Origin of the sequence: Rothia nasimurium (assembly GCF_928391935.1) — a bacterium.
GTDB classification, from domain to species: Bacteria; Actinomycetota; Actinomycetes; order Actinomycetales; family Micrococcaceae; genus Rothia; species Rothia nasimurium_D.
Map to the genome: position 1 here is coordinate 1 of NZ_CAKMTD010000009.1, position 21836 is coordinate 21836.

The 21836-nt window shown below is 50.0% G+C and carries 16 protein-coding genes; 5 read left to right on the plus strand and 11 right to left on the minus strand.

From position 1 onward, the window contains the following. Positions 1 to 269: 269 nt before the first annotated feature. A complete protein-coding gene (locus tag L7A15_RS08845; RefSeq protein ID WP_237208462.1) occupies positions 270 to 785 on the minus strand; it encodes a DUF805 domain-containing protein in 516 nt (171 codons plus the stop codon). 70 nt (positions 786 to 855) lie between these two features. Between L7A15_RS08845 and L7A15_RS08850 the strand changes: the two genes are divergently transcribed. Then, positions 856 to 1293 carry an NAD-binding protein gene (locus tag L7A15_RS08850; RefSeq protein ID WP_272879182.1) on the plus strand — a complete coding sequence of 146 codons (438 nt, stop codon included), beginning with the start codon at positions 856 to 858 and terminating at the stop codon, positions 1291 to 1293. A 102-nt stretch (positions 1294 to 1395) separates the two neighbouring features. Here L7A15_RS08850 and L7A15_RS08855 read toward each other — a convergent pair whose 3' ends face one another. Then, on the minus strand, positions 1396 to 4716 hold the full coding sequence (locus L7A15_RS08855; protein ID WP_237208460.1) for a type I restriction endonuclease subunit R: 3321 nt from the start codon (positions 4714 to 4716) through the stop codon (positions 1396 to 1398). 227 nt (positions 4717 to 4943) lie between these two features. Between L7A15_RS08855 and L7A15_RS08860 the strand changes: the two genes are divergently transcribed. After that, the gene (locus L7A15_RS08860) at positions 4944 to 5840 is read left to right on the plus strand and encodes a type IV toxin-antitoxin system AbiEi family antitoxin domain-containing protein (protein WP_237208459.1); all 897 of its coding nucleotides are present in this window, start codon (positions 4944 to 4946) and stop codon (positions 5838 to 5840) included. A gap of 83 nt (positions 5841 to 5923) precedes the next feature. On the opposite strand, the gene L7A15_RS08865 is transcribed toward L7A15_RS08860, so the two are convergent. After that, complete coding sequence (locus tag L7A15_RS08865) at positions 5924 to 6328, minus strand: hypothetical protein (RefSeq protein WP_237208458.1); 405 nt, start codon at positions 6326 to 6328, stop codon at positions 5924 to 5926. A gap of 313 nt (positions 6329 to 6641) precedes the next feature. Here L7A15_RS08865 and L7A15_RS08870 point away from each other — a divergent pair, with 313 nt between their 5' ends. The 3 genes from L7A15_RS08870 (at position 6642) to L7A15_RS08880 (ending at position 9692) form a co-directional block, all read left to right on the plus strand. Continuing rightward, on the plus strand, positions 6642 to 7703 hold the full coding sequence (locus L7A15_RS08870; RefSeq protein ID WP_237208457.1) for an ImmA/IrrE family metallo-endopeptidase: 1062 nt from the start codon (positions 6642 to 6644) through the stop codon (positions 7701 to 7703). Further along, the gene (locus L7A15_RS08875) at positions 7703 to 8179 is read left to right on the plus strand and encodes a DUF4411 family protein (RefSeq protein ID WP_237208456.1); all 477 of its coding nucleotides are present in this window, start codon (positions 7703 to 7705) and stop codon (positions 8177 to 8179) included. The genes L7A15_RS08870 and L7A15_RS08875 overlap by 1 nt, the downstream gene beginning before the upstream one ends. Before the next feature lie 208 nt (positions 8180 to 8387). Further along, a complete protein-coding gene (locus L7A15_RS08880) occupies positions 8388 to 9692 on the plus strand; it encodes a hypothetical protein (RefSeq protein WP_237208455.1) in 1305 nt (434 codons plus the stop codon). Between the two features lie 50 nt (positions 9693 to 9742). On the opposite strand, the gene L7A15_RS08885 is transcribed toward L7A15_RS08880, so the two are convergent. The 8 genes from L7A15_RS08885 to L7A15_RS08920 form a co-directional block, all read right to left on the minus strand. Beyond that, a complete protein-coding gene (locus L7A15_RS08885) occupies positions 9743 to 11680 on the minus strand; it encodes an ATP-binding protein (protein ID WP_237208454.1) in 1938 nt (645 codons plus the stop codon). After that, on the minus strand, positions 11670 to 12746 hold the full coding sequence (locus L7A15_RS08890) for an SIR2 family protein (RefSeq protein WP_237208453.1): 1077 nt from the start codon (positions 12744 to 12746) through the stop codon (positions 11670 to 11672). Before L7A15_RS08890 ends, L7A15_RS08885 begins: the two co-directional genes overlap by 11 nt. Before the next feature lie 2 nt (positions 12747 to 12748). Then, positions 12749 to 13870, minus strand: a complete 1122-nt coding sequence (locus L7A15_RS08895; RefSeq protein WP_237208452.1) for a restriction endonuclease subunit S — start codon at positions 13868 to 13870, stop codon at positions 12749 to 12751. A 2-nt stretch (positions 13871 to 13872) separates the two neighbouring features. Further along, positions 13873 to 15582 carry a type I restriction-modification system subunit M gene (locus tag L7A15_RS08900; RefSeq protein ID WP_237208451.1) on the minus strand — a complete coding sequence of 570 codons (1710 nt, stop codon included), beginning with the start codon at positions 15580 to 15582 and terminating at the stop codon, positions 13873 to 13875. 105 nt (positions 15583 to 15687) lie between these two features. Next, positions 15688 to 17808, minus strand: a complete 2121-nt coding sequence (locus L7A15_RS08905) for a hypothetical protein (RefSeq protein ID WP_237212437.1) — start codon at positions 17806 to 17808, stop codon at positions 15688 to 15690. Between the two features lie 50 nt (positions 17809 to 17858). Beyond that, positions 17859 to 19562, minus strand: a complete 1704-nt coding sequence (locus L7A15_RS08910; RefSeq protein ID WP_237208449.1) for a DUF5635 domain-containing protein — start codon at positions 19560 to 19562, stop codon at positions 17859 to 17861. A gap of 338 nt (positions 19563 to 19900) precedes the next feature. Beyond that, positions 19901 to 20389, minus strand: coding sequence for a hypothetical protein (locus L7A15_RS08915; protein ID WP_237208448.1), 489 nt, complete (start codon positions 20387 to 20389; stop codon positions 19901 to 19903). A 41-nt stretch (positions 20390 to 20430) separates the two neighbouring features. Continuing rightward, entirely contained in the window at positions 20431 to 21669 is a 1239-nt protein-coding gene (locus L7A15_RS08920; protein ID WP_237208447.1) for an MFS transporter, read from the minus strand. Positions 21670 to 21836: the final 167 nt, after the last annotated feature.

Sequence of the window (21836 nt, forward strand, 5' to 3'; positions counted from 1 at the left end):
GGGGGGGGGGGGGGGCTGGGGGGGGGGGGGGGGTGGGGGGGGTTCTCGCTCATGGCTATACCTTTCACAGGGGAAATGTGATGTATGTTATCCACCAGTGTAGTGATAAAGACCCCATTTGGAGCCGATTGGGTGGGCAAATTCTGACAAATTCATACCAGGGTATGAGCATGCCTCCCCCTTAAGTTCGAGCGCCCACCTTTCTTTCGAAAATCTGCACATTGTACGGGCGTTCGAAAGAGAGGTGGGCACTTGGCGGGGTGGGCTCCCTAGCGGTCGAAGCGGGCCCCCTTGGGGTTTGAGGGCAGGACGCAGGCGGCCAGGGTTCCGACGCCACCGAGGACGGGGACGGCGTTGAGCCAGAGCCAGTGGCCGGAGAGGTTGATGTCGTGCATGCGACGCACCCACAGGGACATGCTGGGGGCGCTGACTGCCAGCATGAGGGGTGCTGACGCGGCGAGGGCAGTGAGTTCAGCGCGTTTCAGGTGCTTCTTGCGGGCCGCTTTTTGTTCTGGGGTTTCTTCTTCCCCGGGTTGGGGGGAGTCTACCAGGGGGTAGATGGTCATGAGTTTGCCGGGGCGGGTGTAGGCCTCGGGGTGTTTTGCCTTGTCGTAGTGGCGGGCGGCGAGGTCGCAGGCCACAGCGGCCGCGCCGAAGATGAGGGTGGGCCACCAGAACTCGCTGCGGGAGGCCCGTCCGGAGTAGTCAAAGGTCTGGGCGAACATGCGACGGGTAGCCTCCAGGGGCCCTGCGGGGACAGGGCCGGGGGTACGGGGATCAGTCATGGCAACCTCCTAGGTTTAGTTTGTGCTTGGCACCACATTATCAGGGTCAGGACGCCCGTCCCACCCCCCGGTGCCGGGGGTTGGGGCCAAGCCGGGGCGGGGCGTCCTGGGGGCTCGTATGACCGGCAGCGGCTTCGGGGGATCAACAATTGCTTTGGTTCGAGAGAAATCCGGTGGATCTATCGCTGCAGCTGGTGAAGCTCTTGCACTTGCAGATTCCATGGGCCTGGATGTTGAGCAGTGCCACCAGGTACTCAACACAGGGGCAGCTCACTCCTTCATGTTCAATGACCGCGGAACCCGAATGGTCACCGAAGATTTCGACAATGTACGCTCAGCCCTTGATATTTTCGTTAAGGATATGGGTCTGGTGACCGATGCGGCCCGTCAGGTCGCTCAGCCTGTTCCCCTAGCCTCTGCTGCCGAACAACTTTATGTACGCGGACGCCGTGAGGGTCTGGGACGCAAAGATGACTCCATTGTCTATCAGCTGCTCAAAGACCAGTAGCCGGCATTTTTGCCCCACCTTTTAACGAGAGAAAGCGAGCCCCTTCGGCTCGCTTTTCTCAAACACACACACATTTCTCGCGGCCCTCACGGGCGGGAGGGTCTATTCGCTCTGCTTTCTGCTTCTTTCCTCCGCGATGATTTCCATTTGTTCTAGGACGCGGCGGCGAGCTTCGTCTTGACCTTCCGGCGGATACTTGTGCTTGCGAAGCAGGCGTTTGACAACCTTGCGCAGTTTGGCACGCTGAGTGGGCTGAGAGAGCCAGTCCCGGTGCGAGCCCTGGATGGCTTTTGCGATTCCCCGGGCGATATCTGCTAGGGCGTCTGCAGAATATTCCAGTTCAGCTCGGTCGCAAGCTTCGAGGGTGTCGTAGAAAATCATTTCATCGTAGGTAAGCCCCAGCTCCTCGCCGCGCATTGCTTCTTGCTTAAGCTCTTTACCCAGTTCGATGATGTGCTCCATAATTTCGATGAAGCTTAGCTGCGAGTTGTTGTATTTTGTGACGAGGTCCTGCAGTTTTTCGCCGTAGTAGGCCTGGCGGGTCTGGTTGTGCCCAACGGTGTCTCGCATTTGTCGTTGCATTGCCTTACGCAATGCTTCCAGGGCTAACGGTTCACTGGAATTTTCGGCTGCCTGACGGGCGAAGTCTAAGTTGAGTTCATTAAGATCAGGGGCGGGAATTCCTGCGAGCTGGTGGAGGTCTTTCACTTCACCGGTTTCGATGAGTCCTTCGGTGTAGTTTTCTAGCAGGCGCTTGATGTCTTCGGGCACAGGCAGGCCACGGCTAGCCCGGTCTTCGGCTAGGTTCTTGGCTGCGGCTACGCGTACTTCTTCGAAGAACTGCACATAGACCGTTTTCTGTTTAAGTTCTTTGACTTTGTCGTTTTCATGGGTAGAAGCAACAAAGTTGTACAGCCTAGTGAGCTGGGCACTGCGTTCTACAAACTTGCTGTAGATGCTCTTCTCTGTTTTTTGGGGACGGTGTGGTGCTCCGTCAATAGAGTCCGAATCCTTAACGACGGGTTCGGTTACCTGGCGGTTGCTGAGCAGGAATCCCATAACCATGCGCAGGGCTGCAATACGGTCTGCTGGGCTAGGGCGATGGCTACCTTCACCGAGAATTTTCTCTTTCCAGCCCTGTACAGGTTGCAGCAGGTATTCAATTTCGGTGATGAGGTTGAGAGCGTTTTCCGCAGCGGTTTGCATATCGTGCTCACCGGGTGCACCTACAGTATGGCTACTCGCATAGATGCCAAGGGCCTCACGCAAATTATCGATAATGGGCGCGTAACCAACGAGCAGGGCTTCCTGTTTTTCTTTGTAGGTTCGGTTGACGCGGGCAAGGGCCTGCATGAGCAGGGCGCCCTTGAGAGGGCGGTCAAGGTACATGGTGTGGAGTGCTGGTGCGTCAAACCCTGTGAGGAGCATTGACTGCACGATGATGAGCTCGAGCGGGTCATTGGGATTCTTCAGACGGGCCTGGAGCGTCTTTGACGCCTGGCCGTTACGGGCAAATCGGGCAATCTCTTCTTCGTCTGAGGCGGATCCGGTGTAGAGCACCTGGATTTTTCCGTCGTTGATACCGGTTCCCGCCCAGTCTGGGCGGAGCTCAATGATGTGGTCATAGAGGTCAGCACAAACCTGCCTAGTCACACCAACGATCATGCCTTTACCGGGTACTCCGATGAGCTGCTTCATGGAACCACTGCGGGTTTCCCAGTGTTCTACGAGGTCGGCAGCTAGTTTCTTGAGGCGGTTTGGTGAACCGTACATGGTGTTCATGCGGAGCACCGCCTGTTCGGTCTTCCTGCGCTCTGCTTCGTCGAGTTCTTCAGTCATGCGCTCGGCAACATCGTTGATGTTTTCGATGGTTTCGCCGTCTGGCAGTTCGAGGGGGATATAGCGGGACTCGTATTTGACGGGTACGGTGGCACCGTCTTTGACCGCGCGGGTGAGGTCGTAGATATCGATGTAGTCACCAAAGACTGCTTGGGTGTTGGTTTCTAGCTTTTCGATGGGGGTGCCGGTGAAGGCGATGAAGCTGGCTTTGGGTAGCGCGTCGCGGATGTTGCGGGCAAAACCGTCGAGATTGTCGTAGTGGGAGCGGTGTGCTTCGTCCACCATGATGATGATGTTTGAGCGGTCTGAGAGCATTTGGTGGCTGAGACCGGCGTCTTTTTCGTCTTTGGTTTTGGCGAATTTTTGGAGGGTGGTGAAGTAGATGCCACCCTGCTGACGTCCCTGCAGTTCGCTGCGGAGTTCAGCGATACTTTCAATTTCATAGGGGGTTTCTGGCAAGAAATCTAGGGTGGATGAGAAGGTATTAAAAAGCTGGTCGTCGAGATCGGTGCGGTCGGTAACGACGATGGTGGTGGGGTTGTTGAGGTGTTGGTGGCGCATGACGATGTTGTCATAGAAGACCATTTCAAGGGATTTACCTGATCCCTGGGTATGCCAGACAACGCCGATTTGGCGGTTGCCGGTGACTGCTCGCATGGTTTCGGTGACAGCGCGGCTTACGGCGAAGTATTGGTGGGGTTTGGCGATGATTTTGGTGGTTTGGACGCCACCCTGTTCGTTGGGAACGCTGGTGAACACAATGTAGTTGTTGAGCAGGTCAAGGAAGCGTTCTTGGTTGGCAACACCGAAGAGGAGGGCCTCGAGGGCGGTTTGGGATTCGTAGTCTGAGAGGTCTGGTGCTTCTGCGGTGAAGTCGATGAGTTTTCCGTCGTCGTCCACGTTCCAGACGGACATGTGAGTGTAGGGGGTGAAGGGGGTTCCGTAGCGGGCGGTGATGCCGTCGCTGATGATGGTGAGGACGTTGTAACGGAAGGCTAGGGGGAAGTCGTGCAGGTATTGGTTGATTTGGTTGTGGGCGCCGCGGAGGTCTGCGTTGGGGTCGCCTGCGCGTTTGAGTTCGATGATGCCGACGGGTAGGCCGTTGCAGTAGAGCACGATGTCGAAGCGGCGTTTTTTGTCGAGGGTTTTGAGGGTGACTTGTTGGACGGCGAGCCAGCGGTTTTCGTCGGGGTTGCGGCTGATGATGCGTACGGTGGGGTTGTATTCGCTGCCGTCGTGGCGTTTGATGGTGAGGCCTTTGTAGCCTGCGGTGATGTATTTGTGGGCTTCGCGGTTTTCGGCTTTGGGGTCAGCTGACGCGGCGGTGAGGACGTTTTCGGCGACGGTTCGTACGTCTTCTGGGGTGAGTTCGGGGTTGAGGCGGGCGATGGCTTCGCGGAGCATGCCGGGGATTTCGAGGGCGTCGTTTTTCTCGCGGAGGTGCTCGTAGGGGAGCTTGCCGTTGATGTCGTCCTCGCCTCTGGCGTTAGGGGCGATTTGTGCGCCCTTGAGGGGTTGCCAGCTGAGTTCGCCAAGGATTTCGAGGGCGAAGCTTTCCCATTCCGATTCGTCGATGAATGCCATGGTGCTGTTCCTTTGCTAGGGGGTCTTATCTGTTCTTAGCTTATGCAGGGGAAACGGTTGGGAGAAGTATGGCAGTGATAATGGGGCGTATCAGCTGGGTGATTCTTGAGATTTCTAGCTAGCTTCGCCATCTTCTTCTACTTCAATTGTTCTGCTTTTCGGAACAATTGAAGTAGTAGCTAAGCATTTTCTACTTCATTTGTTTCTATATATGCAACAATTGAAGTATGTCTTTTGATGATCTTCGCGGTCTGGCGAGTAACCAGTTTGGTCTTTTTACTACGGCACAGGCAACCAAGCTTGAAGTTGGTCGCTCAAAGCTTCACAGCATGCTTCAGAAGAATGAGCTTCGGCTGGTGCGTCGGGGTGTTTATGCGTTTGATATTTTTGCGCCTGATGCCAATGAGGAGCTACGGGCTGCGTGGCTTTCGCTTGATCCCAGCAAAACGGTTGCTGAGAGGCTGCGGGATGATCAATGCGCGGTAGTGGCGACAACGTCAGCCGCTTACCTTCATGGTCTTGGCAATTTCATGACTTATTCCCATGAGTTTTTTGTGCCCATTCGCAAGCAGTCGAGGGCTGAAGATGTACACATTAGGAAGCGAGTTCTTCCCTCATCAGATGTTGAGGTAGTTGAAGGACTGAAGGTAACTTCAGTAACCCGCACTGCTCTAGATTTGCTGGCTGATGGCGAGGAGATTGAGCATATCAGTGACTTTCTTGCCGATGCAACGCGCAAGAAGAAGAGCGTTGATTGGAAGAGAATCAAGGGAGAAAGCGCCAAGTACCAGAAGGTCTATGGTCTAACTGGAGAGAAGATTTTCAATCAGCTATCAGATATTCAAGGTGTTTCGCTGGACGACCGGATAGCGTACCGCGCTGCCATCAATAGCGCGACTGATTATGAGTGGCTTACACCCTTTCAAGAACAGATAAGCAATACTTTGCGAGAGCTTGATTTCTTACCTAGTGTTCAGACGACTATCTCAAGTAGCTTTGCCCCGCTTAGGGAAGAGGTTCAAAAAATACTGCGAGATGCCTTGGAACCCACGCTGGCTGAGATAAGGAAAATACAGGCAATCAGCACCACTCGAGAGGAAGCTAAAGATGAGCAGTCCGACTAGGAACTACGCTAGAGACTCGGCAGGTTCCTTGATGAGTGTCTCGAGGATTTGGTGGCTTTCTGGACGCTCTTCTATTATTGGTGTCACCGGACCGTCTGGCCAAGGTTTTTTGCGAGGTTGAGCAGGGTCAGAGCCTTAAAATGAACCGCGGGGCTCTTAGAGAGGTAGAGCACTTTGCCGGCGCTGAAATTAGAGCTGGACGCTACCGCTACCCTGTCGTAGACGAGGGAGAGTTCTGCGGCTCGCTCATAGTGTGTTGCTGAGGTTCGGTATTCACCGAGTAGGTCTTTGAAGTGCCCCAGACTCAAGTACTTGAAGGCGAGTGCCTTATCTGAGGGGTTGGCTTCTTCGGAAACGACTGGGAGAAGTGTGACAGTGATAATGGGGCGTATTAGATGCTCCCTTGATGTTTGGGCGGGCACCCGCTGCACCCCCTTCCAGCAGCAATAAACTGAAAGATTGTACAGTGACTGTACAATCTTTTGCACACTCACTGTACAATCTTTTGGGCTTCCAACCGCTTGCCAAGGAGCGTGTTCTGAACTCTCAGTCGTGCCCAGTGCGAGGTATTCATCGCGCTATGGTTCAGCTAGCGTTGGAACCGCAGGTGGCTTATCTCTATAGAACCGGCGCCGGGAACATGCCATGCTTTTCTTCACTTTTGTGTAGCGCGGGTTTACATCAATAGATTAAATTTAGAGAGTACAGTCCCCTCATACCGCTAAGAGGTCTAGTCTCAAGCTACCTCGGTCATGTCTATAGGGGGCGTTTTCTGAAGCAGTTTTTGTGAGGGGGTGCAGTGTGAGCGTTCGGGTCCCGGTGAAACCCGCTTTGATTTCTTGGGCTTTGGAACAAGCTAGTGTTGAGCCTGGTGATTTGCGACTGGGCGACAAGGTGGTGGGTTGGCTTGAAGGCTCATTGCAGCCGACTTTAAAGCAGCTACAGGATTTTGCGAAGAGCACTCATGTTCCCTTTGGCTACTTGATGATGAGTGAGCCACCAGCACTTGAGAAGCCTCTGCCTGATTTTCGCAGGCGTGATGGGCGCAGTAGCCGTTATTCTCAGGAACTAACCGATGAGATTTACGCACAGCAGCGTAAGCAGGTTTGGTTCCGCGATTATGCGCTCGATCAGGGTCTGGACATTGTGGATTGGGTTGGTAGTGCCAGCTTAAGTGACGCACCTGAGACTGTGGCAATGCGTTTACGTGAGCAGTGGAATTTTTCTACTGCCAGCAAGGCACAGAGCTATGTTGAGTCTCGCAAGGAGGTTTTTACTTTCCTTGAGAATCAGGGTGTTCTTGTAAGCGTGGCTGGCTATTTTGGCTCCACCCGTAGGCCTTTTGATCCCCAAGAGTTCAGTGGCTTTTCTCTTTCTGATGAGTACGCTCCGCTTATTTTTGTGAATGGCAAAGAGTCTCATGCTGCTCAGGTTTTCACGATGTTCCATGAAGTGGGGCATTTGGTTCTGGGTCAGTCTGGTGTGTCTGATGATGCCGAAGAGAGCGGAAGCTCGAATCGTTCTGAGCGCTGGTGTGATGAGTTTGCGTCGGCCTTTCTCATGCCCGCAGGTGAGGTGAGCAGGCTTGCTCCGCTCTCCTTGAGTGAGGATGCGGTGTTGCCTGTGGCTTACCCTGAGTTTGAGGCTCGGGCTTTCGAGGTTCTGCGGCAGAATACCGAGAAGAGGTCTTCTGGTGGCAAGTTTTATGAGTTGCACCCTTTTGTAGTGGGACCACGTTTTGCGCGCGCTGTTTATCGTGACGCTCGTAGCGGTAGAACTTCGTATCCTGATGCTCACCGACTCTTAGGTATTAAGCAGACGAGTACTTTTGAGAACTTTGCTCATGAAGTAGGTGCTTGGTGATGTTCCTGGTAGATACCAATATTTTGGTTGAGGCTTACCGTCGCTACTATGCTTTTGACCTTGTGCCGAGCTTCTGGGAGTTCCTGGATCGGAATTTTGATGCTGGGAACCTGGTAAGTATTAAACCTGTGTTGGATGAGCTCAAGGAGGGCAACGATGCTCTGACTGAGTGGGCAAAGAACAGTTCTCGTTTCTTCAGGGATATTGCTGATGGTGCAACCATTCAGGCGATGAGTAAGGTTGCGGACTGGGTAAAGCAGCAAGGTTATAGGCAGTCAGCGGTAGATGAGTTTTTGGGAATTGCTGATTACTTTCTAGTGGCCTACGCTGCAGCGCATGGTTTGACGGTTTTGACTCATGAACTGCCGAGCCCTGAGTCTAAGAAGCGCATTCTGATTCCAGATGTTTGCCGTGCTTTCGGTGTAGATTACGCTGATACATTCACGATGATGCGTATTCTCGAAGCCCGCTTCTAACCCTTCGAACGGTTAATAGCTTCTACCTTTTCACCTCACGCCACTTTAAGTGGCAGTCAAACTGACGGGGGTCACCCCCTCATCTTATTGATTAAGTCATACTTTCATTGGCAACCTCAGCTACTCTTTCTTTGAAGCTCTTTTGGTGCATAAATAACAAATCAATTCGTAGCCTACGCAGCTACCGCGTGTTGAGGAGATTCCCTTGGTGAAAAGAAAGTTAGAACCTGGTTTTCAGGCTTTTGGGCATGTCTATGGTATAGCTGATGTTGTGCTTCCCGGGCATTATGAAATTGATACCGAGGGAAAGGCGCTACTTACCATTTTGGAAATAAGTGGCGATTTATCTTCTATAGTCAGGGAAGGTATAGAGGTAGCTACACCTGAGCTCTTGCAATTTAGAGGTCTTGATTTGTCAGCCGCTTTTTCTGAGCTGCGCTCCATAGGTCGTGCGATTAATTTTAGTAGTCGGAACACGGAGCTGAGGTTTACAGTTGGCAGAACGGTGGCAACATCCGCAGACTTGAGCTACGAAGAAGTCAATGGCGTTTCCTCAACTTTGGAAGGCTTTCCTGGCTGGGCAGAGGTTACGGCAATTGAGCAGAATCTTATTCTGTCAGACGATGGTACAGAACCTCCTACTGTATGTCTGAAGGCTCAGGCGAAAGATTTAGTGGATATTGGCACCAGGTTCAACGTATCTGCAACTACTGGATTTACGGCTCCTAAGCTAGATCCTTACCAGCTGGAGTACGTGTATAGAAACCGCACAGCTCTTCGTACTGAAACTTCTGAGTTGGTGACTTGGAATGAGCATATGCAGGTCCATCGTATGATGCAGGATTTGCTGTGCTTGGTTTATAACTATCCGTGTGAGCTAAGTTTGTCGGATGCTTACAGAAAAGATGACCAGCCAGAGTTGGACACCGTGAGCGAGGAAGTCTATCTGTGGCATGAGGTGCACTATAAAAATTTTGGACGTACTAGGCATGTTGAGCCCCGTAAAGATTTCAGTAAGGCTAAGCCTCTGTTTTTGTTATCTGATACTGCTGATGGCGCAGTTGCGACTTGGCTGGACGAGTTTGAGAAGTGGTCACGCCCTACATGGATTGCTGTTGAAACTATTTTTCAGCCCTATCTGGCAGCAGAGAGCCGTTTGATACAGATAGGTGTTGCTCTTGAGGCGCTGGGCTATGCGATTTGGCTTTATGAAGAGAACGGCGGTGTTATGCCGGCAGGCAGGAGACCAAGTGCCAGTGGGTACTTTAGGCGTGTTGCTGAAAAGTTGCCGTTCTCTGACCTCGATATTTCTAGCGAACGGACAGCGAAGGATTGGGCTGAAGCTTTTAACGAAACCTACATAGGCTGTAAGCATGCAGACAACCCCCTACCTGATGGGCTAGAAGCTCACCGCAGAGCTGAGCAGGGGCTAGCTGTTATCAGGGGGTGGCTAGCCAAAAAGTTAGATATCTCAGATGAAATACTCATCATGAACAAAAATTCCCTGATTTGAACAATATGCTCCTGAAAAATCAGGAGCACACTGTCTTATAGTGATCCTCATCAGTCAAAGTCAAAGTCAAAGGTTTCGCCTTCACTCTTGAGGCTCCAAATATAGCTACCGCCTTCCTCAACCTGAACCAGACATAAATCATCAGATTCTGGACGAATTTCGCTATGTGGAATTTTCACAAACACAGGAACAGGAATACCGTTACCAGCAATTAAGACCTCACCCTTACCCAAGGAAGGTATCTTTGCAAAAGCACCCCTATCCATAGTTGGAACAGAATTTTGTATAGCCTGCAAATCTTTATCATTCACTAACCGGTGAATAAAATTATTATGTAGCTGGCTAATAATAGTTGTCGAAATATCAAAAGGCCGCTGTGAAGCCAGAGTTATAAAGAAACCGAATTTTCGCCCTTCCTTTATAATCTCTTCAAAGACATACAACCTGTAATCCTGAAGTGCATCACCAGAACCAGAGTCAGCAGAACTTAAAATATTATGAGCCTCATCTATAATGAGATGTGTTGAGGAATCATGACTTGAACATCTATCTTTCTGCATCTGATAGTACATTCGAGAAAGCAACATAGGTACAAGTCTTTTCATCTCAAGATTAGCATTTTTAAGAGATACTATATATAAACCATTAGACTCGTCTATAGAATCTACAATTTTAATAGATTTAGATAAATCTCTTGTTGTAGATTCCATACGTAAGAATAAAGGATTCAAAAATTCCAGATTTCCTGATTTGAAATATCGCTGGTAACTCTTTTGAAATTCTGCAATCATAAAGAATCTCTCAAGAGGTTCTGGAGTTTCTAAATATTTTACCACTAATTTTTGGGATAATCTATTGAACCCAGTAGCTTCCCAAAAACTCGGGTTGGATGTATCAATCAGACTTTCCAATTGATAGGTGTAATTTTTATTTCCATAGCTGACTTTAAAACTCAGGTTTTCAAAATTAAATTGACCAGTTTCAAATGGTAAATACTTCCGAACAGAAGAAAACCATTCTGAAACCAAGTCAAGCTTATTTTCTCCACTTTTAAGAACATACCGTGTAGAACCAGATATAAACGACTCTATTTTTTTAAATTCTTCACTCCCAGTTTTCTCATCATCTGAAATATCTCTTAATATTCTCAGACACTCTTCAGTTTCATTAAATATCTCTATTGTTTTTACTAAAAATGGAGCCTGAACTCCAGAACGAGCACTAAAAAGTTTAATCAATGTTGTAGAATCAAAGAAAAAATTGCTTGATACCTCTACCTTGCCGCCAGAGTCATGGTAGGAATTAATTTGTACTGTATTTTTTGAACCATCCTCCACATTAAATGAATTATTAGCAGTATATTCACCATTAAAATCAATAAGAATAACCCTACTTTTTTTAAGCACAGAATATTTTTCTAAAAGCTTCAGATAAAGATAATGTAGCGTATTCGATTTTCCAGAACCAGTGTTTCCAAAAATTCCGATATGAGATGCGAAAATTTTATTGATATCTATCTTTACCGGCAATCCTTCCAAAAGGCTCTCACCAATTTCCAATGAAGATTTTTCATCAGAAGATGTAACGCCGTAAATTAAATCAAGTTCCTGCTGCGTAGTAGCATGGACTTCATTGCCAACCATTGGAACATATTTACTTGTAACACTAAATTTTCCATCGAGAATAACACCTTTAGTCTTAAGCTGAATAACCCTATTAATGCTATTTGGATTATACCTGTTATCAAACTCTTTATTATTAATAGAGTTTTGCTGATCTGATACTTTTTCAGAAAAAACAGAAGCAATAATTTTTACATCATATTGAAAAATAGTGACATAAGAACCCACTTTTGGTCCCGGAAGAATGTCACCGTTCCAAATCATTTGTGGATCATTTGTCAAATTATAAAGACCGATAGTAGCGATGTCTGATTCAACACCGGTAACAACACCCAACCTGGGGCCCTTTGAAATATCAACTAACATGATAATCTCCAATTTTAAAGATGACGTTATTCAGACGCTCTAAATCTAGACCATCACTCGAATTAGGGTTATCTAAAATATCTTCCGGCCCAAGAATCTTTAGATTTTTTACGCCTTCTTTTGCTTTAAGATTATTCTTAATTTTTTGCTTGTCAGAATTTGAATAGCTAAAAACATAAACCATTATTTGAGGATTACTCAATGCCCTCTGAACCATTTTTGCAATATGTTTATCACCAAACGAAAAACCAAAAACAATAAGAACAGACTCAGGTTTAGAAAGTTCCACCTGAAAAACTCGAAGCATTTCATAGTAATGGTTTTGAACATAGGTGTTCTCATCTTCATGACCATCTGGAGGTACTACCACAGGCTCACCGACGATTTTATTCCTAATAAATATATCTGAGTCTTCGGCTCCATTACCAAACTCCCAATTCACAGACCCATGTGGCTTAAGAATAGATATAGAAGGTATTTCTTCATTGATACTTATACTATCAAACTGATTTTTATATGAAATACTTCTGTCAAAGTTATAACTATCAAGCTTTCTATCAAAGTATCCGTTTGCCCCATCGTTAAAAAACAAATTAGGGTTCTTATGAATACTTGATTCTACAGCTTTTTCAATAAATAAATCATAATTAGTAGTAAATATATTTATATTTTTGCGTGAGTTTCTGGAGTTAGATTTATTTAATATAGATACCACATTACTAATAAATTCCTCATAGTGGGAAGATACTGATTCAATATTGTTTTTCAAAGCTGCAGGAACTTCATATTTTCCAGCTGAAGTTTCTGATTCTCTAATATCACCCTGAAATTCATCTTCTGTAGATGTAAATAATTCAGGTCTTATAGTTATCCAAGAAACATTTTTTACATGGTCTCTTAAAGCATCAGTATTATAGGTCTTTCCGGTAACATGCTTTTCTTCTTCTGATAGCTCAAAGGAACTCATCAATTTTATTGCGGGTAGTGAGGCTCCTGAACCAATTAAAAAATTAACACGTTTTCGCACCAGTAGTTGTTTGATTTCTTCAACAATTTTTTTAGTCATTTTTATCCAATCAGCTTGCGGATTAACAGATTTCGGGTCTTTGCCAGCGCTAGGTTTTCCTGAGTCAGACTAAGAATAAACTGCTCAATGTCCTCGAACTCCTCAAAGTTATCCAAAACCGGAACTTGAAGGTTTTGCACCTGCTTGCGGTTAATAGAGCTAAATACTGTACCTTCACCCTCATACGGAGACCAAAGACTAGGTATGTTCTTCAACAGATAGAACAGCTGGGCAGTATTGCCGTTCTTAGCTCGAATAGCAGCAACACCACGACCCACGCAGCATTCTTCGTCAGTACGGTTTAAGTCTCCAACAGGAGCTCGAACACTCAGCAAGATATCTCCTGGCTCCGCGACGCGAGTCGGAGCAGAAGTAAACACACGCGGGGTCGGATAACGAAAACCAAAATCTCGGCGACCCTGATAAAAAATCAGACCTTCGCTGTCTTCGTTAAGAGTTGCACCAGCCGGTGATTGCCCCATCACAACTTCGGCAACCTCAGATAGTTGGCAGGTCTCAGAAGCATCATTTATTTTCTGAAGGATTAATGCATTGCCCAACTCATCCAGAGAATTCAGCAAAGCATTATTCGCCTCAATCTTGTCATCTAAAGACCCCAAGACTTCAGCGATTTTGTCTTGCTGTACTCTCGGTGGAATCTGAACCTCAAGGCTTTCTAGAAGCTTTTTACTCACAATAGGGGTAGCACTACCAGACGCCATCGATATAAGAGCGTCGCGACAAGTGCTGAGTTTATAGTAAAGATATAGACCATTAGTATCTGTTTTGGCGATAACGCTGTTAATCTGCTGATTAGTTACAGTGGGCTCTTTAATCCAGGAAATCTTCCCGATAGTTGCACCAATACAGGTGAGAGCTGCCGCCCCCGCAGGAACCATTTTCTTCGCAAAACCTTCAGCTCCTTCCTCAGAAAGGAAACGCTCAGTAGCAGAAAGACGAACACCAAATTGCTGGTCACTTGGGGTAAGGAAAGGAACCTCCTCTCCCCAATACTCAGGATTACTTTTTGAGGGAGTTCCGCCAGTAACGACTCGTGCAATATCTCCGAGCTTCTGCACAGTCCAGCCAGCTTTGACCTGCTCTTCTGTCAGCTCCAGCGCCATCCCTACTTCACCTCGCCCTCTGCAACCTCAGCTGCGGCGTCCTGCCCCAGCCCATCGTCCTCGCTATCAGCAGGCACCGGCGGCAAATCCAAACCCGCCAGATTCTTCTGCACCACCTCAGCAAGACGCTGCGACTCCGCAAATTGCACACTCAACTTCTCACGCAAACGAGCAATACGAACCTCCACCGGCTCGCCATCCTCAACTACAGCCGCAGAACCCACAAAACGTCCCGGAGTCAAAGCCCAATCTTCAGCCTCAACATCCTTCACAGATACCGACCGGGTGAAACCAGCAACATCCTCGTACTCACCCGTATTCAGCTCCGAATCAGTACCGCGCCAGCGATGCCAAGTACCCGCAATCTTCGCAACGTCCTCATCAGAAAACACCCGAGTCGTCCGGTCCACCATATGGCCCATATCGCGGGCATCAATCATCAAAATCTCGCCCTTGCGGTCATTCTTGCCGCGCTTACCAGCACCCTTATCCTTGGCAAGAACCCACACACACACCGGAATCGCAGTACCCAAGAAGAGATTGGCAGGCAGGGCAATCATCGCCGCCACGGCGTCCCCCCGCACCATCTCCTCACGAATAGTATTCTCACCACCCGTATTAGAGCTCATCGAACCATTCGCCAGCACCACAGCCGCAGAACCGCCCGCATTCAACTTGCTCCAAATATGCTGCAACCAGGCATAATTCGCATTACGCACCGGCGGAACACCAAAATTCCAGCGCGGATCATCAGTACGACGGTCCCAATCCTTCAAGTTAAAAGGCGGGTTAGCCAGCACATAGTCAAAATTCGTGCCCGCATGCTTATCCTCGGTGAAGGTATCAGCCCAACGATCACCCAACTCACCAAAAATACCGTGAATCGCAAGATTCAAACGCGCAAGGCGCCAGGTTTGATCATTAAGCTCCTGACCATAAACCATCAGAGCAGGCTCATAGCCCTTCTCCTGCTTAAAGTAGGCACCGTGCTGCTCCACAAACTTCTCAGACTGCACAAACATGCCACCTGAACCACAGCAGGGGTCATAGAGCTTGCCATCCACCGGCTCCAAAATATCAACCAACGTTCGCACCACAGACCTCGGAGTATAAAACTCGCCACCACGCTGGCCCTGCTTGGCCGCAAACTTCCCCAAGAAGTACTCGTAAACCTCACCCAACACGTCCTGAGAAGAACGGCCAGTCTGCTCACGAATACCCTTAAAATCAGCGTTAGAGAACAAATCAATCAAGCCAGCAAGACGGCGCTGATCCACATTCTCCTTGTTATAAATCTCGCTCAGCGCACCACGCAAACGATCATTCTGCTCCATAATCTCGCGCATGGCCGCATCCAGCACCTCACCAATACTGTCAGTCTTAGCAAAGTTAGTGATGTAACCCCAGCGAGCCTTCTCAGGCACAAAATAGACACCCTCACTATAGAAAGAATCAGGATCCTGAAGGGAGACCTCTAGCTCTTCGTCGAGCGCTTCCCCCTCATAGCCATCATCGATCAGCTCCTGCTTAATCTGCTGTGCACAAGCGTCAAAACTATCGCTCACGTACTTAAGGAAAATCAGGCCCAGCACAAAGTTCATGTAGTCCGCCGCGTTCATCGAACCACGCAACTTATCGGCGGCAGCCCACATCATATCGCGCAGTTCCTCAGGGGTAGAGGCAGAGGACTTAGCCTTCTTCACAGTAGCCATCACATTTCACCTTTCGTTAAAAGCTTTGGTGCAAGACTACCAGCCCCGAATTTACCTACGCATCAACATGCAGTGATACGGAAGCGTATCAATAAAAATTATCCTTTATGAAAATTTGAGTGACCCCTCAGCCAATCCCTCAAAAGTATCCTTCTCAAGAGACTCCAAAGCCAGCAACTGCTCCCGCAAAAACAGCTTCTGCTCTCGCACCTTCTTCAACTGCTGGTCCAACCGATCCACCTGCTCATTAGATACATCGCTCAACACAGCGTTCAACAGATCATCCGAAATACGCGCTCTCAGCCAGCTCACCTTTGAAACCCCATCCCGCACCTGAATATCAAGCGCAGCCTGCACTAACCCAGCAAAAACATCCAAACGAAAATCAGGCTGCACCCTACCCGGCAAGTTCCGCCTCACAATAAAAACCGGAGATTTAGCCACCATCAGACCACCATGAACCGCAAAAACAACCGGTTGAGGGCCCTCATACACCAAGAGATCACCATCCTGTGCAATCTCCAAATTCAGCACATCCATTGCACTCAAAGCATCATAGTCAGCAGGTAAAACACCCATCTGGCTGTAATGCTCCATAGCCTCAACATCAACAACCCGAATAGTACCCTCGCCAGAAGAACCCACAGCAAGCTCAGCCAGCTTCTGCGCAGTCACGCCAGCAACACGCTTCAACCTACCGTCCTCACGAGCACCCCCAAGCGTCCTCGGCGAGACACCAGAAACAGAACCTACCCGCCATTCCAAAGAAAACGAAGGGTAGGAAGCACTGTTAACACACTCAACAGCCCGCTCAATATCCGGCACTACTTGCGAAACGTCAAAGGCCCGTAATTGAAACTCTGCCACAGCGTCAAAACCAGACTCCCTAATGTCCTCCCACCGTGCACGCGCGCCGTTCACTAGGCGATGCTCGCCAGAAACACTCCAGACCGCTGATTGGCGGCTCTCCACCACTAAAGACTCAATATCATGCAGAGCCTCTTCCCGGGCTTCCCCCTGGAAGGCATCGAACTTTTCAGCAAGATCAATCAAACCAACAAGAGGCTTCTGCCCAGAACCTCCCCTCCTGCGATTCTCAAAAACACCTATCATCAGCCGAGCACCCGACTCGTTCACTAACTGCCTCTGACCACAATTCACCAAAGCCAGCAAATGCCCAGCCTCCAGCACAGCCTGACGCGGTAAATTATCGTCCGCTCTGAAAGCCGAACCCAGAACCTCAGACCTCCCCAGCACCACAACAGGAACGCCAAGGGGAGCGTCCAACAATAGATCCTCAATTTCAGACCACTGCTGCAGATCATCAACCGCAGATTTGGCCAGGGGTAACACCGCAATAATCAAAGCGGGCTCCCGCCCAGGCCTACCATTCTCAGGCACCAGCAGGAGCTCTTCATCTGCCAAAAAATTCAGAACCCTAGCAAAATCACTGTCCCCAGCTATCCCTGTACTGGAAAGGTGCAGATTCCGCCGGGTGTCCTGGGTCAGTTCCATACTCTGTGCCGCCTGCACAGTCAAAGCCGAGTCCACACCAGAAGCAAAATGCAACCTCACGTCACCAGCAAAACGTGCACTGATACTCCGTAAGAATTCACCCAACTCAACAGAAAACTGCTCGCCCAGCTTCTGGCGAGCCATCACCAAAGAAGAGAAAAGTTGCACGCCTCCCAACACATCTCTAGAGAACCGAGCCAGTGCATACGCAAGGCACATCAAAAGAGCTAAATCTTCTGAATCAACTTTCAGCATAAAAGGCCGTATATTCCCCGCAGTAAAGGGCGAGGCCTCCGCATAGCGGCGGAGCAGGGCTACTGGGCGTTCCTCTGCGATAGGCTCAACCACACGGAAAACCAACACCAAAGTTGCTAACGACTGAATGAGATGCTGCAACTCAAGGTTCTTCTCAAGAGCCGGTGCCACGCTACCCTCAACAGCAGCCTGTACCAACATCTCATCAAAAGATCGCTTTGCCTGCTTACGGTTCGAAGCCCATACAACAAAATCAAAAGCATCATAGAGTGTCTCACGTGATGCAAGTCCCTGCTCTACAGAACGCGGAAAATCGTTATGCCGTAAAGCCCAAGTAGAAATTACTGGCCGTTTCACACCAGCAACCCGAGCCGCCTGCGACGCATTCAATCTCAAACCGGAAAAAAGAGAACGAAGCTGCCCCATATTATGCTGCTCAACAGTGCTAAATGTCATGCATCGATTCTACTCATGGGGGGGTCAGACAGGCCCCAACAGAAAACTAACTACTCGTAACGCGTCGTCCGCCCCTGGCCAACAAGCACCATGGTGCCTTCTTCGCGAAGCTCCTCGAGAACTGACTTAGCGGTACCAACAGCAACCCGGCACATTTCGGCCATATCACCGGATGTAACAGCACCAAAGTTCTCTCGCCAGTCCAAGGCAACTCGCTTCATCTTCCCCCTGTCCTTCAATAGGTATGGAACTAGAGGAGAGAAATCTCTTCCTACGTTACCGGCAAGGAACCGCCCAACCTTCTTACCCAGAATCCAGGTCTCCTTGTAGGCCTGAATCAACGGTTCCCCTTCAAAGGTGCTTTGCAAAGTAGCCCTCAATGCCAGCTCCCCCTCTGCTTCAGAACACTGAAGTGCCTCAGCAACCGACGCAACCGAAACAAAAGCATGCCGCATCAACAGGTCAAGCACCATTGTCACCTTAAGGTCATACCGTCTCGGTTCGGGGAGGATAGACTCAAATAATTCCAGCACAGCCATGGTGGGCTGCCCGCCAATCAGCAGGCACTCCACATATGCGCCTTCAACGTCATAGATCTCAGGGCGCCTCAAACCCAGCATCATCATGGACTGGTACATACGGTCCACGCCCACGCCCTGTTTTTCAACCAAGCCAATAGCGCGAAATAGGTCAGAGAGAGCCGGGTAACGGGCTTCCCGATTACTCAAAACATTGCTTGCATTCACAGACCCAAAAAACCCACCAGGACTTCTCACAAGCAAAGAAAAGTCAAGGTCAACCCATCGAATCTCCGTGGGCTCAGATCTATTCCAATCTCGATGAACCACCCCGTTAAGTAACGCCTCACGCACAGCAGACTGAGGAATGCGTCTATACCCTTGACGCATAAGACCCACGGTCAATTCCGTTTGGGTATTGAAATTTTTAATGGTTTCCTCAATAAAATTGATTTGCTCAAGGAGAGAGTACCCAAGGGGTGCCTCAACTCGATTGAGGATAGACCCACCGGTCACATCGAAGGCAGTGAAGTTAAGATAGCTTCTCTCTGCAGCACACAATAAAAGTCGACCAGCCTCCGAGAGATAACCGTCTGAGCGAAGCGCACCAATCTTCCGCAAAATTTGATCGAGGCTCTCGGCATCTTCGCTGCCCAGAAGACTCCTTAGAAGACGCTCTGTACCCGTACCTACGTCCTGAGGGCCAGCTGCGCTTTTCTCTGCCATGGTATCTACAGTTCGTGTGGAATCAATATACTGCCACCATTCCGCACGATCGATGGGGCTACAACTGTCGCCCACCCTCCAACGGAGTCTATCTCTGGTATCCGCAACAGGCTCACGCGCCTGAGCAACATATATAACAAGCAAACGAATACCAGAAATAGTATGCACAACGATATCCGGAGCTACCTGAACCGCATTGTTGATGCGCTGACGCAACCAATCAACATCAAGTTCAGTGCCAATTAGCTTGCCAGTTCCATCTTCCACCCCCAGTATGAGTGCACCACCACCAGGTGAATTTGCAAGACAGGCCACTTCATCAGCTAACTTTGTTGCTGCCTCAGGGTTCTCAGCATTACCTGGAAGTATTTCTCGGCCATTACGGCGTCCTGCTTCTTCCTTGAAATCAATAGTCTGGCTCTCCCGGGTCTTTGTTAGATACCCCTGCTGGTAAGATGCAAAGATACCTTCGACAGCTTCCTCTAGCTGAATACGGGCTGAGTGTTTCATGCCTGCCTCCGTGTAAGGTTCTCAAGTTTCTATCAGTTTAAGCCTACTTATAAGAATTTTGATAGATTGAAGGGGTATCTAATCTATCAAAATTTCGTCAACCTGGGAAATTTTGACAGATTAACAGACTGACTAATCTGTCAAAATTTCACAAAGGTGGAATATTTTGACAGATTAGCCACCGCTCCCCACACCCACCCCACAAACCACCCAGTTTTCCAATGGAGCCACGGAACCTGTTGTGTAGGCCCAAACTTTAACAAGAGAAAGCGAGCCAGTCGGCTCGCTTTTCTCAAACACACACACATTTCTCGCGGCCCTCACGGGCGGGGGAAACCCTATGCGAAGAAAGACTTCCCCTTCTGCACCTGCGAAGCCTCAAGAATAGCCGCCTGCTGCTCCGGAGTATAGGTAGCATCAACAGTCCGAATGGCCTCACCCAGGTCGTAGGCGTCCTGCTCGGCCAGCAGCTGGGCAGAATCAGCCAGCACATCAGCTACCCGGGCCTTCAAATCAGCCGCACTCGCCAAGCCGTCCTCCTGCAGCACCAACTGCTCACCGGCGTCCGCACCGGTCTCAGAGCCCGGCTCCGCGGCGTCCTCAAGCTCAAAGAGGGCGAAGCCGTAGCGGCGTTCGTCCCCGATATAAAAAATGTTGAGGAGCAGAGTAAAGACGCGGCCGGTCAGATCGATGTAGGTCTTCTCAAGTTCGGCGGTCTCCAGCCACAGGCCATCAACCTCAGCCGGGGCGTCGTACTCAAAGTCATAGCCGAAATCGGTAGCCAGGGCGTGGGCCAGAGGGCCAATACCGTAGTCGGGGCGAGCCATAGGGGTTCCTTAGAGTAGTAGGGTGGACGGACGCCGGGCGGCTAGTCCATATCACGGCAGGCGGTTTCAGGTACCGCAGCGCGTGTGAAGGTAATCAAGCCGACGCCGATGACGGCAAAGACCGCAAACGTCATACCCAAGCCAAGGGCGGCCACCATCTGCGGAAAGAACAGGGAAACCGTAAAGTTAGCGATCCAGGAGACAAAGGTAGCTACACCCATGCCAGCACCACGCACGCGGGCCGGGAAGACTTCACTCATCAACACCCAGGTCACCGGAGATACAGCACCCTGCTGGAAAACCAAGAAAATGATAGAGATAAGGAGGGTAGCCCAGGGGCGGGCGGCGGCATCAAGCACCTGTGACGTTATCGCCAGCATAGCCAGGGAGAAGGTGGTGCCCACCAAGCCGACGGTCAGCACCAGGCGACGAGGGAAGCGTCCTACAAACCAGAGGCCCACGGCAGCCCCCAGCACCGACAGCACACCGTTTGAAATATTGGCGGTCAGAGCAGCATCGGTAGAAAAACCCGCCTCGCGCAGCACCTGGGTGCCGTAGTACATCAGGGCATTGACGCCGGTTGCCTGCTGCACGATACCAATAGCCGCAGCCAGCAGCAGGGTGGTGCGAAGGGCCGGGTCGCGCCAGAGCAGCTTCAGGGCACCACGCTCGGCAGCAGCTTCCCGCTTGTAGCCCGGCGACTCGGGCACCAAGAACATACCCACAAAAAGCACCAGCGCAGGAATAATCGAGATAGCGAACATAACCCGCCAAATCATCACCTGATGAGCAAAAATATTGCCAATCATCGCATTGACCACGTAGGCGGTGAGCTGACCAAAAACAATCATGAACTGGTTGCGGGTGACAATCGCCCCGCGACGGTTAGCAGGAGAAATCTCCGCCAGATAAATCGGCACAACCGCCGAGGCAGCACCAACCGCTAAACCCACCAGCACACGGAAGACAATAAAAATGCCCAGGTTAGGGGCAGCGGTAAGCCCCAGGGAGCTGGCCGCAAAAACCAAAGCCAGCACGAAGAGCACGCGACGGCGTCCGAACCGGTCAATCAGCTGCCCGGCAAGGAGCGCACCAAAAGCCGCACCCAGGGTCAACGCGGACGTCGCCACCCCCTCCGCCGCAGGTGACAGAGTAAAGTCCTGCTGCAAGAAGGGAAGGGCGCCGTTAATAATTCCGGTGTCATAGCCGAAGAGAAAGCCGCCCACCGAGATAATCCAAGTGTAGAGAGTGACCCTGCGGGGGTCGGTAGCGTATGTCATGCGCACTCCTTTGTAGACCTCAGCAATTCTAGCCCCCATCGCTCCGCCAGAACACACCAGGCAAATGCGTCCTACCCCTTAAACTGAGAAAAGCGAGCCCTTTGGCTCGCGTTTCTCAATCACATACATTGTTTGGTGCGGCCCTCACGGGCGGCTTCATCAGCTCT

Bases quoted from the DNA above. Each gene is read 5' to 3' on its own strand.
- L7A15_RS08845 (WP_237208462.1), bottom strand. From the start codon at position 785: ATGACTGATCCCCGTACCCCCGGCCCTGTCCCCGCAGGGCCCCTGGAG.
- L7A15_RS08855 (WP_237208460.1), bottom strand. From the start codon at position 4,716: ATGGCATTCATCGACGAATCGGAATGGGAAAGCTTCGCCCTCGAAATC.
- L7A15_RS08860 (WP_237208459.1), top strand. From the start codon at position 4,944: ATGTCTTTTGATGATCTTCGCGGTCTGGCGAGTAACCAGTTTGGTCTT.
- L7A15_RS08875 (WP_237208456.1), top strand. From the start codon at position 7,703: ATGTTCCTGGTAGATACCAATATTTTGGTTGAGGCTTACCGTCGCTAC.
- L7A15_RS08885 (WP_237208454.1), bottom strand. From the start codon at position 11,680: ATGTTAGTTGATATTTCAAAGGGCCCCAGGTTGGGTGTTGTTACCGGT.
- L7A15_RS08890 (WP_237208453.1), bottom strand. From the start codon at position 12,746: ATGACTAAAAAAATTGTTGAAGAAATCAAACAACTACTGGTGCGAAAA.
- L7A15_RS08895 (WP_237208452.1), bottom strand. From the start codon at position 13,870: ATGGCGCTGGAGCTGACAGAAGAGCAGGTCAAAGCTGGCTGGACTGTG.
- L7A15_RS08900 (WP_237208451.1), bottom strand. From the start codon at position 15,582: ATGGCTACTGTGAAGAAGGCTAAGTCCTCTGCCTCTACCCCTGAGGAA.
- L7A15_RS08905 (WP_237212437.1), bottom strand. From the start codon at position 17,808: ATGACATTTAGCACTGTTGAGCAGCATAATATGGGGCAGCTTCGTTCT.
- L7A15_RS08910 (WP_237208449.1), bottom strand. From the start codon at position 19,562: ATGAAACACTCAGCCCGTATTCAGCTAGAGGAAGCTGTCGAAGGTATC.
- L7A15_RS08915 (WP_237208448.1), bottom strand. From the start codon at position 20,389: ATGGCTCGCCCCGACTACGGTATTGGCCCTCTGGCCCACGCCCTGGCT.
- L7A15_RS08920 (WP_237208447.1), bottom strand. From the start codon at position 21,669: ATGACATACGCTACCGACCCCCGCAGGGTCACTCTCTACACTTGGATT.